A 17449-nucleotide genomic window follows, 5' to 3' on the forward strand; every position below is an offset into this window, starting at 1 on the left:
GCTAAATACACTACTAGGGTTGTTTAATACCTCTTCCATAGGGAAAAAAGGCGTTAATGGTAACAGGAAGTTTTCCACTGGCTTTCAACTCTTTTCGCAATACTTTTGCTCCTGCAATTTGTAGTTCATCGCTATTTTGATAACCCACCAATATACTTTTACAGGCCTCTATACCGGGAAGCCCCGCGATGGCATAAGGGTTAGCGAATAAACAGAAAATACTGTTCATATTTGCGAGCTCATTGATGAAAAGGCGTACTGTGCCACTATAATTTATTTTAGACTGCGGTGTCCGTCGGTTATCATGTAAGGCGACTATTACCTGATTATACCGTAAGAGTTCTACCGACACTTTGGCTATATCATTGGGCGTTGCATTGGGTGAAATCACGAAGTTCAGGGCATTATCGAAACGACTGTTCAAAGAATTCTGAAAGGGGGTTATTTCGGAAGAGCCAATGCTTATAATAGCCGTTCTGCGATTATAGTCCAAAGCATTGATTAGACTATCGCCTTTCAGTAAGGTGATGGCTGCATCGGCCAGCTGTTGATTCAGATTTCTGCTCTCTCTTCTATTGAGGTCACGGTACAACCGAACAGGCTCCACCGGACGAGGCTGATCGAGGCCTAACCAGAGTTTTGCCGCTAATATACGTTTCACCCTTGCATCGATTGTTGCCTGTGATATGCGCTTATCTTTCACCGCTTTCATGATCATCTGAATAGCCCGCTTACTATTCTGAGATAATTCCAGAATATCATTTCCTGCAATAACCGCACGCACATCTGCCTCCCCGCCGCGGAAATATTTAATTACGCCGTTCATGTCCATTGCATCGGTAAAGACCAAGCCTTTAAACCCAAGCTCTCCTTTTAGTAAACCATTTACTACTTGCGGTGACAGTGAGGACGGCAAGCGTGGCGTCTTATCTAATGACGGAACATTCATATGGGCGACCATAATTCCTGACGCCCCTTCTTTAATCAAGCTTCGAAAGGGGTAGAGTTCTAAAGCATCTAAACGACTTCTAGAAAAATTTAACTGTGGAAGATCTCTGTGGGAATCCACATCTGTGTCGCCATGGCCAGGAAAATGTTTCAACGTGACCAGTATCCTTTCATCCATCATACCCCGCATATAGGCCGTGCTCTTACGTGCTACGTTTTCTTTGTTCTCACCAAAGGATCGAAAATTGATTACTGGATTCAACGGGTTGTTATTGATATCCACTACCGGAGCAAAGTTTATATTAAGCCCCAAACGCTTAAAATCTTTTGCGACCTCCCGTCCCATTTTATAAATTAGATCTTCCTGCTGTATCGCGCCCAAAGTCATCTGATAGGGGTAGGCAATCGTGGAGTCGCCTAAGCGCATCCCCAGACCCCATTCACCATCAAGGGCCAGCAAAAGTGGCACTTTGGCAACCGATTGGTATTTGTTGATTGCTGCAGCATGCCTAAGCGGTCCACCTTGAAAAAAAACTACTCCGCCAAGTTGCTCGTCCCGTATCACCCGCGCCACCGAATCAATATACCGTTGCCCCAAATTTGTATGCGCCCGCACCATAAACATTTGGCCGATTTTCTCCTGCTGGCTCAATGTCTTGAAAACAGCATCCACCCAGGGATGTGCGGTATTGATAAAGGTGTTAAAATCCGATTTGCTTTGTGCCAAAGCATGTACGGCATATAACAAAAGGTTTAATAATATAAAAAATATCTGTTTGGTCATGGGCTATCTATACATCAAAGATAGTACCCAAAGTCTTTATTTCAACCAATATACGCTTACTTTCCTTCTTGTTTCACATTCATTTCTGAATCATGCCTATCCCGGAAGAGTACCAGCACCAACGCACATAGTATAGCCACACTTACCCATACTGCAGCATAAGGGTTGAGAATATTCACCGCCAATTCCTTAAAGGTCAAGGCCAAAATAATTACCGGCATCTGTAAAATACAGGCCAGACGCACATAGGTACCCGTAAATAAAGCGATTGCCCCTAATATATGGGCTACAATAATTACATGGACAATGATACTGATCAGAACAGCAATCGGAAGTGTGCTTTTCATCATGATATCAGTGAAAGCATGGATATTGGCCACAAATTCAAGCCCTTTCCACAAAATAACAATGGATAGTATAATCCTCGTGATTTCTAACCAAAGCGGGTGATGCCTTTCGCCCTTATGTTGCGCGTGAGATAGCATAACATTCGGTTTTTATAGTTTACATTACGTTAGCTTTACGTAATAATAAAGTTACGGATTTATAATAGAAATAACAAATGATTTTGCGATCGGCAAAAAAGCCATTCCCGGACAAGTGGATGATGCCGACTCAGAAGCCAATGGCATAGGCGCCTTTCTCTATAACAGATACCTCTGAAGGTACAATTGCATCAGCTTAGAAAGAAACCTACGATTGATATAACTTAAGTTTTTTTCTTTCTATTCATTTTTATCATCCATACTAAAAGAAAATTGAGCCTTAGCGTCATTTTCAGCATCAATCACGATCTCGAAATCACCCGTAAGATCACCGCCTATACCCTTTTTAACCGGCATATAAACCATTAGTTTTTCAAATGGCGCCAAGGAAGAAACATCGCTACTTGCCATTAGTTCCTTTTCCTTATCTTTTAATCTATAAAGCAGTAGCTTACCCTTTTTTGATGCGACCTCTCCGAAATTCTGTATTTCCACTCGAATAGACCTTTCATTCTTTGCTGAGGATAATACTGGCTTACGTGCTGACAGGATGGAATACTTGTAATTTAACCATGGTGCGCGTGCATAGCCATATAGCAATTTACCTTGTTTTGTATTTCCTATCAATTTAGGAGCAAACTCTTTCTCAGTAATTCCATGCGCAGTTGCATCGAAGGTAACAATCAAGTCACTGCCGTCTTTCTCCATGCTTATTACGCGGCAGCCTTTACCAAAATTAACCTGAGTGGACGCTCCGAACCTTAAACTTTGGGCATCTACTTCTTTTTCGGGGTCGAAATCCGGCTCCGAATGGATTTTTACCCTTATCGTCTTTGTCTTATTGGTAGGCATTTCTTGATTCAGTATCGTAATCAGTAATCCAGGATTTAAAGGTATTGCAATATTTTTTGAACTGTGATTATCATCGCCTTTATCGTCTTCCTTTGGTACATCTATCACCGCGAAATTTGCTTGAATCGCTCGGCCGTATTGATCTTGAAAAATCTTCATCCGTTCAAATTTGAACCAAGCTTCTTTTGCGCCATCCTCATGTAATGCAATCTGGGGGGTGTATGCCTCCCCCGGATCCGTTACCCAGTGCACACCATCTTTTGATCTCAGATAAAAGGCAACCCTTCCCAACCAATCATTCACGATCAAATGATATTGTACATGATCTCTCCAAACCACTGGATCTTCGAATTCGCCGTCCACAGCAGGATAAACACGCCTATCGGTAACTTGATAGTACGGAGACAGGCCATCGGTACTGAACCATATACCCCCACCTCTACACACCATAAGATAAGCGCCGTCTGACCTTTGAGCAAAAGTTAAATTGGAAAGCCCCTCAATAATCTTTCGGTCACGTTTATCAAACGTAAAGATATCCTGCTTCCAAGGCCCATTTAACGAAAAAGACGTATACCGTTTATCGATTACATACAGAACATATGTCCCATTCTTGGCCCGATAAAGTTCTGCATTATGCCCGGGTCCGATAGTATCTCTGATGCTATACGGACCATTCATTTGTTTACTAACGGCATGATAAGTGATTGAATTAGGCCATTCAGCATGTCCTTTGACTGACTTTTCATCCCAACCGCAAACATATAGGTGATACAAATTAGAAGGACTATCATATGCGATGCTGCCACACCAATAGGAGCGCAGACTATCTTCAATACCATTGTCTACATATCGACTCTGTACGCCTTTGGCCCCCCATATCTCGGTCGCTTGCTTTCCCTTTTCCATCGGCAGAAAACGATCTATAAAACGCGCTCCCACCACAAGGCTATCCCAGCTTGCCGGACGCAGCCGCTCAACCACTTGTCCATAGGCCGTATTACTTGCTATGAATAATACGTATAAAAAGTTAAATAGACTTTTCATCTGTTTATTTATTTGTTATTAGTTGTCAGATAACGGTTTTGACGATTAAATACTCATATCCTCCTGTAGTTGTTCACTATTTTAAACGCTTCGGATTCATACTTATGCAAAAAGCCCAAAAGGTTATTTTTATAAAAAATCAATATTCGGGTAATAAAATTCTCGAAAAGATGTGATGGGAGAAGAACTGTTCGTTTAGTCGCCGTTTAGAACGCTCTCGGGAAATTTGTTGTCGAACCGCTTTCATTAAATAAATTTTAAACAAGCCGGTTCATTCAAGTACTCCTTTCGTCCCCATAAAAACAGAAAAACTTCCTGAAAGCAATCCTTTACTAATTCTTCATCTTGACATAATCGCATACTATAAATATGCAAGGTATCTGTATAAAGCATCATTAGTGCTGAGAAAACATGCTGCTGGCCTTTGATTATGCTATCATTCCATATGGGATGGCCGTCCCATTCTATTTTGCGCTTCATAATCGGTTACTTGATTAGTTTAATACTTGCAATCTTACAAAGCTACCGAACAACTTACGATAATAAATATGTGATATAATCCGATGTATAAGGAATTTTAGCATTTTCGGAATTTATTAGATCTGTAATTTTTATTGCTGCAAAGACAGTTTACTTCTTGATATGACACCGTTTTGCAACACTCCTAACTACTTTAATATTTCAGACGTGGTCAATCTGGCTATACATCTTTGGAGCTAAGTCAATGATCATCTGCGACTTCAACTGATCTACTGCTAATTTTTTAGTGCAGATTCAACTATTTTCCCCATGTGATTAAGTCGATGCTTCCGTACAGATTCTTCAGCTCTGAAAGGAGACATCAACATTTCAATCAACATACAACCAGATAATAGCGATGCAAGTCTTCCGTAACTTGTTCTTTTTTCTATTTGCAAACAATTTTTTGTTGGTATTTAATTTCTAACGGTACTTACCGACACGCGGTGTTGTTAGCTCAGTGCTCAGCTCCTTACTAACCGCAGGCGTGTCGACAGACAGAAAGTAGCATCTTTACTGTTTAGTTAAAATAGTCGAGGCTCCATTCATCTATCCACTCAATGTTTATTCCGTCAGCATGCATTTGTATGGGTAACCAGATATAACGGCTGTCTTGCAATTTTTTGGGACGCCATTCATCGGCCATAAAAATAAAAGCATCTTTTTTTCCCTGCACCGGCAGTACAAAGGTAGACTGCCCGCCAAAGGTTTTCTTTGCCTCCCCCCCCCGCATAGGGTCGCCTATCAATTCCCAGGGGCCGAATAGCTGATCGGCCACATGTAGACTGGCCTCGTTGGGATCCCAGCCGGTACAGCCACTGGTAATGAGGTAGTATTTCCCCCTGTGCTTAAACAGAGCCGGCGCCTCGCGATGGTTCCGGAAAAGCAGCGTGTCTTCGGTAGTAGGACCAAGGTAGTCCTCGCGCAAGCGGGCGATCCTCAGCGCATAGTTTTCATCAGAAGAATAAATATGATATGCCGCACCGTCATCGTCTACGAAAAGTCCCATATCCCTCGACATGTTGCCATTGGGGCGAAAGCTTTCGATAAATTTAAACGGACCTGTAGGTGTGTCGCTGGTAGCCACTGCGGCTCTTGCTGCAGCATAACCCTGCCCCTTGAGCTCCAGGTGAAACCATAGCACAAATTGCCTTGTTTGCGCATTGTAAATGGCTTTGGGTCGTTCCATCACACAGCCCCAGGTGATATCACTGTCCGGATTATCCACTGGCGATAAAACGGCACCTTCATTTTTCCAATTGTACAGATCTTTGGAAGAGTAAACACTAATACCTCCCGAAGACGTTCGATCGCCACGCCGTTCCCCATACCAGTAATAGGTGCCTTCATGAAACAGCACGCCACCACCATGCGCGTTGATGTGCTCACCATCGGTGTCCTTCCAAAGTGCTTTGGGAACAAACTTCGTGTTGCGCCTTGCCTCTTGGGCTGATAGTCCTCCTACCATAAATAGGCAGCTGGTGCAAATAAACAGCCTACAAAAACTTCTTCTCTTCATAAATTAGTTAGATACAGAGGGCTTCAATTTTTTCACCCTCTTATTAGCTTTAAGAGGATCAATTCCATTTTTTATTAAATTTTCGGTATTTCGTAACCATTATAATAGTTGGCCGTAATCAATTGATCAGCATCTGCGTCATTAAAGCTTCCCTTGGCCTCATCCCAATGGATCTTTTTCCCTGTTCGATAAGCAATATTACCCATCTGCGAGAAAATAGCGATATGTGCGCCCGCTTCGATCGGTGCGTTGAGCGAGGATTTGTCCCGACTTTTTACCGCTTCTATAAAATTAACAGCATGCAAAGCCAGACCATCGTCCACTTTTTTCTGCAAAGGAACAGCTTCCATCCGATCACCTTCGGGAATGACCTCCCAACCGTCACGATTGACAACCAAGGTACCATTGTTTCCGATGAAAGCAACGCCATGATTTCGGCTATAGGGCCCCCCATCAATACCATTGGCATGTTCCCACTGAATATTAAAATCATCAAATTCATAAACGGTTGTGAGCGTATCGGGCGTTTCCGCGGCATCATCCGGATAAGCGAACTTACCACCGGCAGCCATAACAGATTTTGGCGTCGTCGCTTTCATTCCGATCAGCGCATAATCCAACATATGCACTCCCCAGTCGGTCATCAGTCCTCCTGCATAATCCCAAAACCACCGAAATTCAAAATGAAAGCGGTTAGGATTGAAAGGCCTATTTTTTGTTGGCCCGAGCCACAGTTTATAGTCCACCCCCGCTGGCACCTCGGTATCGGGTTTTACCGGGATACTTTTCATCCAGCCTTGATAGGCCCAAGCCTTTACCAAACGGATTTTCCCCAGCTTCCCGGAGTGAACAAAGGCTACCGCATCCTTGAAATGTTGTTGACTACGCTGCCATTGTCCTACCTGCACGATACGATCATATTGTTTGGCAGCCGACACCATGGTTTGACATTCTGTGATAGAATTACCTAAAGGTTTTTCGACATAAACATCTTTTCCAGCAGCACAGGCCTCGACGGTTTGTAAGCAATGCCAGTGATCCGGTGTACCGATAACCACTACGTCGACATCTTTACTTTCAAGGAGTTCCCGATAATTAAGATACCCCTTAGTTTTGATGCCCTGATCAGCCAATTCTTTTGTACGTTTATCTAATACATTTTTATCTACATCACAGAGTGAGGTACATAGTACATCGGGATGTTTAATGAGTGCTTGCAAGTCCGCCCATCCCATACCGTTAATACCTATTGCACCGACTTTAATTTTTGTTTGCGACCTTTCACTGGCCAAGGTATGGAAACTGGGAAATGCTGAAGCCAATCCCGTTACAGTAGCCAAAACAGTTGATTGTTGAATAAATTTTCTACGTGAGTGATGCATAATAGGTAAATATTAATTTTTGATGCGTTAGTTATTTTATCAAAAATATATTAATTTTCTAAAAATGCCAACGTTTTCAATAAACCTGCTGGTCGTTCTTTTTTCCCCTACCTGTTTGGCACCAGACTGTTTAACGTTGGTTTTACCGGTATAATAGCACCATCGGACTGAAAGTACATGGGATCCATACAAACTTCGCGATGATACCCTGCAGCTTCTCCCATGTTAATGCCCTCAGGTATGCTAAAACGGTGGTAGACGATATACCATTGATCCTTACCGGGTAGCTGAATCACCGAATTATGCCCTGTCCCGTAAATGCCCCGCTGCGGATCTTTTTCGAGGATCAAATTTTCTGTTGGAATTTCAATGGGCCCAAGGGGCGTCAGGGAGGTACCATATCGAACACGGTAATCTTCACTGCGCGTATCATTCTCCGACCACAGAAAATAATACTGATCGTTCCGCTTAAAGACATAGACCCCTTCACGAAAAGTTTGATCGGGCGTAATAACTTGAATGGTATTCGAGTCGATCGACATCATATCGGCATTTAGCTCTGCTACAGCTAAATAACCGTTACCCCAATAAAGATAGGATTTACCAGATGTGGGATCCGTAAACACATCCGGATCAATTTCCTGCCCACCTTTAACCCCTTCGGGTTTCGATGCAATCAAAGGTTTGCCGCTATCCACAAAGGGACCTTCCGGACGATCGCCAACCGCTACACCAATTTTCTGTGCACCGGTGAAATAGTAGAAATATTTGTATTGTCCGTCGATCATTTTTTCTTCGATAGCGGGAGCCCAAGCATTTCTGCCAGCCCAGGGAACGTCTTTTTTTAGGTCTAGAATAATTCCTTCTTCTTTCCAATCGGTCAGGTTTTCAGAAGAAAATACTTTAAAAAAATAACCATCCCAGTTATCAAAACCATCACTGGTAGGATATAGATAATATTTTTTTGTTTTTTTCGAATAAAGAATCTCTGGATCGGCGTGGTAACCTTCAAGCACAGGATTACCGCCGATGTCAGCAACAGGAAAACCCTCCGGCACACCCCAAGTATCCGTCAGTTTTTTAAGCTCGCGGCGTGTAATCGGGAGAACCGTTCCATGCCGCGGATGAAAGTCCATCGACACCTGGGCATCGATAACCTCGAAATGCTCGAGATCGGTACTTTTCGTAAACTGGTATTTTCCTTTTCCATACACATCGTATATAAGCACGTAGGTTTCCGAACCGATTAATTGAAACACACAGGAGCCTTCCACCGCATCACTCGTTTGCTGTTTATACCCTTCTTGTTCTGTCCATTCCCCTGATGTCAACGAACGACTGGTGGCTACTTTAATACCGTTTCCGTGACCCTCCGTTTTATAGAACAAATGGTATACGCCGTCTTTTAAAACAATATCCCCATCGATACATGATTTCCCATTCCTTGGCAGAAACAAAGGTTTAGGCTCCCCTTCCAGGGCGGTAAAATCAGCATTTGCATAAGCGTAATAAATGATGTCGGCTCCGTCACCATGTTTCATCGACCAATAGACCATGTATTGCTGCTCGTCCGGATCATAGATCGTCTGCGGTGCCCATACCCGCTTCAAATCCTCCTGATCAGCATAACTTTCCTGAATATTAATGATACTGGACGTCCAATTGACCAGATCAGTTGATTTCAATAAAATCATGGCACGATTCGAATCCCAACCATTAGCCGATACCATATCTGTCAGCACCATATAAAAAGTTTTTCCATCCTCTCCCCGGAGTATGTGCGGGTCACGTACTCCTCCCGTGGAACTAATTTTTTCTGAATCGATTACGGGCTGATTATTATTCAGCGCCAAATACTGGTATCCATCCAGGCTAATCGCATAACGCACGGCCTCGCCCGATTCCTCGTTTCCCGTAAAATAGGTGAAAAGATAGGCTACATAATCCTTCTTTGCAGGTATCGGATTAAGCGTTTTACCGAAAATAGGGTTCCATGGTAAGCAGCAACTAATGGCTATGGCGTATATGCCGAGTAGCGACCAATGATGAAATTTCATATATACTTGTTTTTTTATTCTTTTAATAACCTGACTTCAAAAAGTTTACCCGTACCCCGGTCGTTGCAGGCCTTGAAGGTAACTAGTAGTCTATCCGCTGCAAGTTTTGCGTGATCATCACCTTCCAGCGAGTAAATAAGCAGTTTAAATTGCTCGTCAACAAGCAGTTCGTCTACCGGTTTTACAAGCAGATCATTTACCCATAGCTCATAGCAGGCATCACTTGTTCTCTCCTGTTTGACCCAAATTTTTCCAGCTTTATTCTTGCTGTTCTTCAGTTCATAAGCAAACCACGCTTTAGAGGCCCGCCAATGCGCATCCTCATCCACTCCCGTGTAGGCCTCTTCATGTTGTATATGGTGGTCAGATTCCGGCTGCTGTTCGCCCATGATTACGGCATCTACGGTATTGTTGTCCAATAGAAGCTGTAGGCTATCTAATCTTCGGTTCGAGGCCACCAAACTATCCAGCGTACTGGCGTCTGCCACCCGCCAATATAAAGTATAACGGGAATCGTGAATAGTATAGAAGGGTTGAAGGGTCATCGTCACATCCTCTTCCTCCCGCTTAAGCTGATGCAATTCAAATAATAGCTTGTCGGGATCTTTTATCGAAACAGCTGAACTGACCTGTTGATCTGCTGCCAGCATTACTGGGTTATCTCTTAAAGGCAACAAGGTGCCGGAAGCAATATGTGCCATACGTTTATCATCTGCAAAAAGTCCTTTCAAACCCTCTTTTCCTTGTTTAGCTCCAAGCACGATAGGCCCATAGCTAAAAGATACCCAAGGCTCACCACTTGGGAGAAACTCTTCCTTTATCGTCATCGGTAAGGCCATTTTTATAAAGGAAGAACCTTTTTTCCAAGCCTGACGAATCACCAAGAAACCATCCTTTTCCTCGTAATTTACACGTTTATCATCCAAGGTCAAATGAATATCCACTGCTTCCAACCAAATCGGTTTACGAATATGGACGGCGAAATCCTGTTTCTTGTTTGTCTGAATTTCGATGGTTGTTTGCTGTTCATAAGGGAATGCGGTCTCTTGCCTCACTCGAATTCCCTGCTCTCGCCAATCTAAGGTGGATGCCATAAAAAGATTGACGAAGAGGTCCGCTTTCCTATGAGCATAGATCAACTCACCATATTTACCATGACTCTCCAAACCGCTACCCACACAGCACCAAAAGCCTTCCTGAGGTTGAGAATATACACGGTAATGATTCGGACGCATGGGAGTAAAATATACAAACCCGCCCATTTCCGGGTGTTGAGAAGAAAGGATATGGTTAAATACAGCCCGCTCATAGTAGTCGATGAATTTCCGTTCGCCCGATCGTAGAAAAAGGTTTCTGGAAAGTTTCATCATATTGTAGGTATTGCAGGTTTCAGGCCCCTCCCTTGAAGTCAGCATTCTTTGAAAATTATCCGCAGCATGAAAATGTTCCCGCTCACTATTACCCCCTATAGACACACTACGATTTTGCACTACGGTTTCCCAGAAAAACGTTGAGGCTCGCTCCCAATCCGTCTTCTTCATTGCAGAAGCGACCTTCTCAAAGCCTATGACCTTTGGAATCTGCGTATTGGCGTGTAAGCCAGTCAGCTTATCCTGCTGTTTTCGCAGAGGATCCAAGATTGCATGGTGAGAAAGTCTCTCTGCCATCCTTAAATACTTCTTGTCATTAGTGATCGCTGCGACATCCACAAAAACTTCATTCATTCCTCCATGCTCCGATACCAAAACCTGCTGGATCTGATCATCGGTTAAGGGATCGAAAACGTCGAACCACCAGTCCGCTAGTGGCATCAGGATGTTTTTCGCCTGCTCATTTCCCGTCAGTATATAAACATCGATTAGACCGGAAAAAAGTTTATGAATATTATAAATGGGCACCCACTTACCATTTAAGGCGAAAGATTCAGCCTTGATTTTCCCCGCTTTTATCTCTTCCCACATTTCTTTGCCTTCTGGTATACCACCTACATAGCCGTCAGGGTCACGTTGCTGACAACGCTGCAGTTCGCCCAACATATAAGCTAAACAATTTTTTGCCTCCGTATTGTCGTTAGCCGCCACCATCAATGCCAGGGCAGACAAATAATGACCGCCGATATGTCCATCCAATCCCGTATCTTCCCAATTCCCATAAGAGGGGGCTTTAGGTGTTAAGCCGGCTTCCCTTAAATAAGGAGCTAACAATCTATCGGGGTTTAATTCCAACAGATAACGCAAATCTGTTTGTTGGGCGGCTTGAAAAGGCCCTCCCAAAAGTCGGATATTAGCTAATGGAAAAAGTTCAATTTCGGAAGTTTGCGCGGCGAGTTTTATCGCTTTCAAAGAAAAAAGCAGTAGCAGTAACAACGTTGCGAGGCTTTTCTGTGCCACTAATTGACTTTTTTTACTCATCTTACACTCGTCCTTAAATTCTGTTCGCTGAAATACCGTACGTTTACAATTGTTAACAAACCTTGGTTATTAATTGTCAAATATACCATTAATACACCCCCCTACAAATTCTTTGCATGATAAAAGGGCTCAATCAGTGCTTCCTGTTTTGAAATGGTACCGCATCTCACATTGTTTTCCCCCCAGAAATTAAAGACGAGTGATCATAATTTTCAAAATGGATACTAAAATAAAAGTAATAATACTTTATAATGATCCTATAAAGATTCTCAGTTTTATCGTAAATCTACCGTAAATCTACCGTAAATTTATCGTAAAATATACGATGAATTTACGGTAGATTTACGATAAAAAAACGGTAAAATTGACTTTCTTTATACCTTTTTTATACTTTTTCTCTTATTTTATTTTACGCTTTTATAGATAAAACAAGGCTATTTAGCCATAAATGTGGCAAAGAAAGATTAACAGGAAACGAAAATTATTCCTAATTCATACCTTGTAAGCGCTAAGTAGATTCCGACAAAAACACCGTCGTAAATAGAAATACTGATTGGCAAAATCGAAAATATCAGGTACAATAAATGAGAGGTTCTGTCAGAACCGATCAGGACTAAAAAGCCGGATGTTAGCCGAAGGTGTTACTTCTTCAGCAAGTTCGCTCACTATTTTGCCTACCGCCGGACCCAAACTCAAGCCCATCATCCCACAACCACCGGCTATCAATAGGTTCTTGATTTTTTTACTGTTTCCAAGATAGGGTAAACCATCGGGCGAACATGGTCTGAAACCAAACCATACATTTTTTCTTTCAGGCATTTCTACCTGCAAATTTGGATAATATTGCGGGATAGCATCTACGATACCCTGCACTCTATTCAAATTGATACGATCATTGACCGCCGCTAGTTCCATGGTTCCTCCAAAACGGATCTGACCGTTCATGGGTGTAACGGCTACCCTTGCTTCTAAAAGAAGAGCCGGATGCTGCAGCCTTTGTTTATGGGGTTCATACATAAATGAATAACCTTTACCGGGCATCAGGGAAATCGTTAATCCCGCTTTCTTTGCCAATTCTGGAAGCCAGGCACCACCGGTCATCACCACTTTATGGGCTTCAAATCGCTGATGGCCCGCCAGTACGGCCTTAATTTCGCCGCGCTTTATTTCGAATCCTGTAACGGCGGTGTGGGGCTGAACCACTGCTCCCTGTTGCTTTACGTACTGTATCAGTTGCCCCATTAAGGCCTGTGGGTATAAATGTGAATCGCAACGGTAATGTACGCCGCCCAATACATTGAGCTTCATTTGCGGTTCCAAGGCCTGCACTTCTTGTCTACCTAATACCATAGCGTCAAGGCCCAGTTCCTGCGCCTGTGCAGCCAGATGCATCTCCTCCTCAGCCGTTTGCTCCTTTTTATAAAGCATCAATATGCCTTTATGCTGCCACTCGAAGTCGAACCCCGGCTCAGCCGCCAATGCATCATAAAGCGTACTGCTTAACAGGTTCAAATCACGTATGGCGGGCGCAGAACGCTCTACATGGCTGGCCCGGGCATGTCGGATAAATTTCAATCCCCAGGAAAACAGCTGCATACTGATGGATGGTTTGACATAAAACGGACTTTTGCTATTAAACAACCATTTCATTCCCTGTGCTACTATTCCCGGCGCCGCTAATGGTGTAAAATGACTGGGAACAATCATTCCGGCATTTCCATAAGAACAATTATCGGTAATATCTCCAGCATCTAGTAAAGTTACTTTCCATCCGCTTTTTAGCAGGTAATAAGCGCTGCACAAACCTGCAATTCCGCCGCCTATAACCACGATATTTCCTTTATTTTTTTTGTTAAAGTTTATGCCTGACATAAAATATTCATCGTTCAAATTTATGGTTATCGTCGTTTATCTTTCCTGTTTGTTCCATGTCGTCTTTCCAGTTGCTAAATTACCTGAAAACCGCAAGCATAAGGATCGTCATCGTCTATGATGATATGATTATAGCCCGTGATAAGGGCCCAGCCTTCGATCCTTGGAACAATGGCCGGTTTTCCTGCTACGGCTGTTTCTGTCTCAATGGTACCTATAAACTGGGAGCCTATATAACTTTCATGAGTAAAACGATCTCCTTTTTTCAATTTCCCTTTGGCATACCATTGTGCCATACGCGCCGAGGTACCCGTTCCACAGGGGGAACGATCAAGTGCATTTTCGCCTACCAGGACGGCATTACGGCCGCTAGCCTTCGGATCCACTGGCCTACCGGTCCACTGGATATGACTGAGACCAAAAATATGAGGGTCTTCGGGATGAATAAATTCATATTTTTCATTAAGTAGTCGACGAATAATTTTGCCATAATGGATAAGCTGACTGGCAGTAAAGCTATTAATATCGGAAAAGTTGTCCTGTGGATCAATAATACCATAAAAGTTACCGCCATAAGCAACGTCTACTTTTAAAGTGCCTAAATCCGGACAGTCAACAACCAAGGCGTCCGCATATAGAAAAGATTTTACATTGGTTAGCTTAACGGATTTCACCCGCTTTCCATCCTGTTGGTAATCGACCAGTATCAAGCCTGCTGGCGTTTCTAACCTTAGTTTACCCGGAACCTTAGGCCGTATCAGTCCTTCTTCGATAGCAATAGTAACCGTACCGATGGTTCCATGCCCACACATTGGTAAGCAACCACTCGTTTCGATATATAAAACGCCAATGTCATTGCCCGGATCACAGGGTGGATAGAGCAGGCTCCCGCTCATCATATCATGACCCCTTGGTTCAAACATGAGTCCCTTGCGAATCCAATCGTACTCCTTCATAAAATGAAGGCGGCGTTCCATCATGCTATCACCGTTCAATAAAGGAACACCTCCAGCCACCAGGCGCACTGGACAGCCACAAGTATGGGCGTCAATACAGAAAAATGTTCTCTTCATTTTTTTATTAGCTTGCTGCTATGGGCTCCTTCGTCCATACATTATTCACCATACGGAAAACACCTAGAGGATTGCTATTTTTCAGTGCATCGGGCAGTAGACTGTCCGGCCAATTTTGAAAGGCTAACGGTCTTAGGAAACGTCTGATCGCATCAGGGCCTACGGAAGTAAAGCGGCTATCGGTAGTTGCCGGAAATGGTCCGCCGTGCTGCATCGCAGTGCAGACCTCTACTCCCGTGGGCATCCCATTAAAGAGCAAGCGCCCACATTTGTCTTTCAGTTCTTCTACCAAATCCTGATGCTGACGGATATCGTCCTCGTCCGCCACCAGCGTGATGGTTAGCTGTCCGTCCAACTTTTTGGCTACCGCTAGCATTTCTGCTTCATCACGACAGGAAACTATGAGTCCGAAAGGACCGAAGACTTCTTCGAACAGGGCACCATTCAGTAACAAACGGTCAGCTGCGACCTCGGCCACTAAGGCGCGTCCCTGTCCTTCGGCTGCTTCCTCTCGCGCTGCAGCAAGCACCTCCACTTCCTCGTTCGCCAATAGTTGCTCCTGCTTCGACACATAGCTTGCGGCAATACCTCCATGTAACATACGGGCCGGAGCAACCGCTTGGACGCCTCTAACAATATGCTCCTTCAATTGCTCAAATGCTGCCGATGAGATACCAGCCAGTACGCCGGGATTTGTGCAGAACTGTCCAACACCCAAGGTTAGGGAAGCTACATATTGCACTGCTAAAGCCTCAGGATCTGCCTGCAATTTGTTGGGTAACACAAAAAGAGGGTTTATGCTTCCCATTTCAGCGAAAACCGGTATCGGTTCTTTACGCTTAGCTGCTAAATCAAATAGCGCTTTTCCACCTTGGAAAGAACCCGTAAAGGCTACCGCTTTCGTTGCTGGATGATGCACCAGAAAGGCGCCCGACTCCTTAGAATCCCCATATACATGATGAAAGACACCGGGATGTGCCTTGGCCTTCTCGATCGCACTTTTAATAGCCTCCGCCATGAGCGTAGAGGTTTTAGGATGCGCAGGGTGTGCCTTAACTATCACCGGACAGCCGGCAGCTAAAGCACTGGCCGTATCGCCCCCTGCGGTAGAGAATGCGAAAGGGAAATTACTTGCGCCGAAGACCACTACAGGGCCCAGTCCTACCTTCATCTTCCGTAAATCCGGTTTGGGCGGTGTCTTATCAGGAACGGCTGTATCGATACTCAGCTCCAAGCAGTTCCCTGCCACCAATGCGTCCGCATAACTTCTCCACTGGAATACCGTACGTGCCCGCTCTCCTACCAAACGCGCTTCCGGAAGGGCCGTTTCTGCCATTGCGGTATCGATCAAATTCGATCCGAGGGATGCAATTTTATCGGCAATAGCATACATAAGTGTCGCCCTATCGGCGATCGACTGATTTTTAAGGTACTGAAAAGCTTCTGTTGCTTTCTCAAATGCTGTTGTAATTTCTTCTTTCGACGTTTCTTTATACATATCTCTTTCCGCTAAGCGTCTATTGCCAAAGTTGGTCTATTTACGTTACTTTCTTCAATAATTTTTAATACACGTTCCCGCTCCTCTCCTATAAGCGGTAGACGTGGCGCCCGTACGTGCTCATTGCAGATACCCTCATTGGTTGCCGCCAACTTGATATATTGTACCAATTTGGGATGGATATCCAATTCCAGAAGAGGCATGAACCAACGGTAAATATTTACCGCCTCTTCATAATTGCCCGATTGCACATGGTTATAAATCGCTACGGTTTCCTTCGGATAAGCATCAACCAACCCGGCTACCAACCCGTCGGCTCCGATCATTAAGGATTCCAAAGATATAGGGTCCACCCCACCCAATACTTTAAAGCGATCGCCAAAACGATTGATCATCCGCGTAATATTGGTAAGATCCCTGCTCGACTCCTTTACTGCTTGTATGTTGGGTAACTCAGCCAACTCGGCGAACATATCCACCGTGACATAAATACCGTAATCTATCGGATTATTGTAGATCATAATGGGTAAGCTGGTGCTTTTGGCTACCGCCTTAAAATATTCGACAGTTTCCCGGGTGTCTGCCTTATAACGCATAGGTGGGAGCAGCATTAATCCATCCGCGCCAAGCGCTTCGGCCTGCTGCGCAATAGCGGTAGCTTCCCGTGTTGCCTGCTCAGCGATATTCAATATTACGGGGTAGTCATCACCTACTGTTTCTTTAGCTACCTTTAGCAATTCAAACTTTTCCTCCCTACTTAAGGTACTCGCTTCACCTAACGAACCTGCTAAAATCAGTCCGTGAACCCCCGCATCGGTTTGAGCGCGAAGGTTTTTTTTAAACATATCATAATCAATGGCGCCCTCAGCAGTGAAGGGGGTCAGTAATGCAGGATAAATTCCTTTCCAAAGTTCTTTACTCATTGTCTGTATCTTTTTTCTCCAAAGGTAAAGCGTACTTTTTTTGTCATCCTTCCATGTATTAATCAATCATGTGCGTATT

The 17449-nt window shown here is 43.9% G+C and carries 12 protein-coding genes; all 12 read right to left on the bottom strand.

What is annotated here, in order from left to right:
* Positions 1-13: 13 nt before the first annotated feature.
* Positions 14-1732, bottom strand: coding sequence for a glycoside hydrolase family 3 protein (locus tag H8S90_RS03815; RefSeq protein WP_187341272.1), 1719 nt, complete (start codon positions 1730-1732; stop codon positions 14-16).
* Positions 1733-1788: 56 nt separating this feature from the next.
* The gene (locus H8S90_RS03820; protein WP_187341273.1) at positions 1789-2217 is read right to left on the bottom strand and encodes a DoxX family protein; all 429 of its coding nucleotides are present in this window, start codon (positions 2215-2217) and stop codon (positions 1789-1791) included.
* 240 nt (positions 2218-2457) lie between these two features.
* Positions 2458-4116, bottom strand: a complete 1659-nt coding sequence (locus tag H8S90_RS03825; RefSeq protein ID WP_187341274.1) for a glycoside hydrolase family protein — start codon at positions 4114-4116, stop codon at positions 2458-2460.
* A 246-nt stretch (positions 4117-4362) separates the two neighbouring features.
* Positions 4363-4596, bottom strand: coding sequence for an RNA polymerase sigma factor (locus tag H8S90_RS03830; RefSeq protein WP_187341275.1), 234 nt, complete (start codon positions 4594-4596; stop codon positions 4363-4365).
* Between the two features lie 559 nt (positions 4597-5155).
* Positions 5156-6154 carry a glycoside hydrolase family 43 protein gene (locus tag H8S90_RS03835; protein WP_187341276.1) on the bottom strand — a complete coding sequence of 333 codons (999 nt, stop codon included), beginning with the start codon at positions 6152-6154 and terminating at the stop codon, positions 5156-5158.
* Positions 6155-6228: 74 nt separating this feature from the next.
* The gene (locus H8S90_RS03840; RefSeq protein ID WP_187341277.1) at positions 6229-7536 is read right to left on the bottom strand and encodes a Gfo/Idh/MocA family protein; all 1308 of its coding nucleotides are present in this window, start codon (positions 7534-7536) and stop codon (positions 6229-6231) included.
* 107 nt (positions 7537-7643) lie between these two features.
* The gene (locus H8S90_RS03845; protein WP_187341278.1) at positions 7644-9593 is read right to left on the bottom strand and encodes a family 43 glycosylhydrolase; all 1950 of its coding nucleotides are present in this window, start codon (positions 9591-9593) and stop codon (positions 7644-7646) included.
* A 14-nt stretch (positions 9594-9607) separates the two neighbouring features.
* A complete protein-coding gene (locus H8S90_RS03850) occupies positions 9608-12004 on the bottom strand; it encodes a glycoside hydrolase family 127 protein (RefSeq protein WP_187341279.1) in 2397 nt (798 codons plus the stop codon).
* Positions 12005-12601: 597 nt separating this feature from the next.
* Complete coding sequence (locus H8S90_RS03855) at positions 12602-13876, bottom strand: FAD-binding oxidoreductase (RefSeq protein ID WP_187341280.1); 1275 nt, start codon at positions 13874-13876, stop codon at positions 12602-12604.
* A gap of 74 nt (positions 13877-13950) precedes the next feature.
* The gene (locus H8S90_RS03860) at positions 13951-14949 is read right to left on the bottom strand and encodes a 4-hydroxyproline epimerase (RefSeq protein ID WP_187341281.1); all 999 of its coding nucleotides are present in this window, start codon (positions 14947-14949) and stop codon (positions 13951-13953) included.
* 7 nt (positions 14950-14956) lie between these two features.
* Positions 14957-16447 (bottom strand): aldehyde dehydrogenase (NADP(+)), encoded by a 1491-nt coding sequence (locus tag H8S90_RS03865; RefSeq protein ID WP_187341282.1) that lies wholly within the window; start codon positions 16445-16447, stop codon positions 14957-14959.
* 11 nt (positions 16448-16458) lie between these two features.
* Positions 16459-17370, bottom strand: coding sequence for a dihydrodipicolinate synthase family protein (locus H8S90_RS03870; protein WP_187341283.1), 912 nt, complete (start codon positions 17368-17370; stop codon positions 16459-16461).
* Between the last annotated feature and the right edge of the window lie 79 nt (positions 17371-17449).

This window comes from Olivibacter sp. SDN3, from assembly GCF_014334135.1.
In the GTDB taxonomy this organism is placed as follows: domain Bacteria; phylum Bacteroidota; class Bacteroidia; order Sphingobacteriales; family Sphingobacteriaceae; genus Olivibacter.

Excerpts from the sequence above, each read along its gene's own strand:
- H8S90_RS03845 (WP_187341278.1), bottom strand. The coding sequence starts at position 9,593 with ATGAAATTTCATCATTGGTCGCTACTCGGCATATACGCCATAGCCATT.
- H8S90_RS03855 (WP_187341280.1), bottom strand. The coding sequence starts at position 13,876 with ATGTCAGGCATAAACTTTAACAAAAAAAATAAAGGAAATATCGTGGTT.
- H8S90_RS03850 (WP_187341279.1), bottom strand. The coding sequence starts at position 12,004 with ATGAGTAAAAAAAGTCAATTAGTGGCACAGAAAAGCCTCGCAACGTTG.
- H8S90_RS03815 (WP_187341272.1), bottom strand. The coding sequence starts at position 1,732 with ATGACCAAACAGATATTTTTTATATTATTAAACCTTTTGTTATATGCC.
- H8S90_RS03830 (WP_187341275.1), bottom strand. The coding sequence starts at position 4,596 with ATGAAGCGCAAAATAGAATGGGACGGCCATCCCATATGGAATGATAGC.
- H8S90_RS03860 (WP_187341281.1), bottom strand. The coding sequence starts at position 14,949 with ATGAAGAGAACATTTTTCTGTATTGACGCCCATACTTGTGGCTGTCCA.
- H8S90_RS03835 (WP_187341276.1), bottom strand. The coding sequence starts at position 6,154 with ATGAAGAGAAGAAGTTTTTGTAGGCTGTTTATTTGCACCAGCTGCCTA.
- H8S90_RS03820 (WP_187341273.1), bottom strand. The coding sequence starts at position 2,217 with ATGCTATCTCACGCGCAACATAAGGGCGAAAGGCATCACCCGCTTTGG.
- H8S90_RS03870 (WP_187341283.1), bottom strand. The coding sequence starts at position 17,370 with ATGAGTAAAGAACTTTGGAAAGGAATTTATCCTGCATTACTGACCCCC.
- H8S90_RS03825 (WP_187341274.1), bottom strand. The coding sequence starts at position 4,116 with ATGAAAAGTCTATTTAACTTTTTATACGTATTATTCATAGCAAGTAAT.
- H8S90_RS03865 (WP_187341282.1), bottom strand. The coding sequence starts at position 16,447 with ATGTATAAAGAAACGTCGAAAGAAGAAATTACAACAGCATTTGAGAAA.
- H8S90_RS03840 (WP_187341277.1), bottom strand. The coding sequence starts at position 7,536 with ATGCATCACTCACGTAGAAAATTTATTCAACAATCAACTGTTTTGGCT.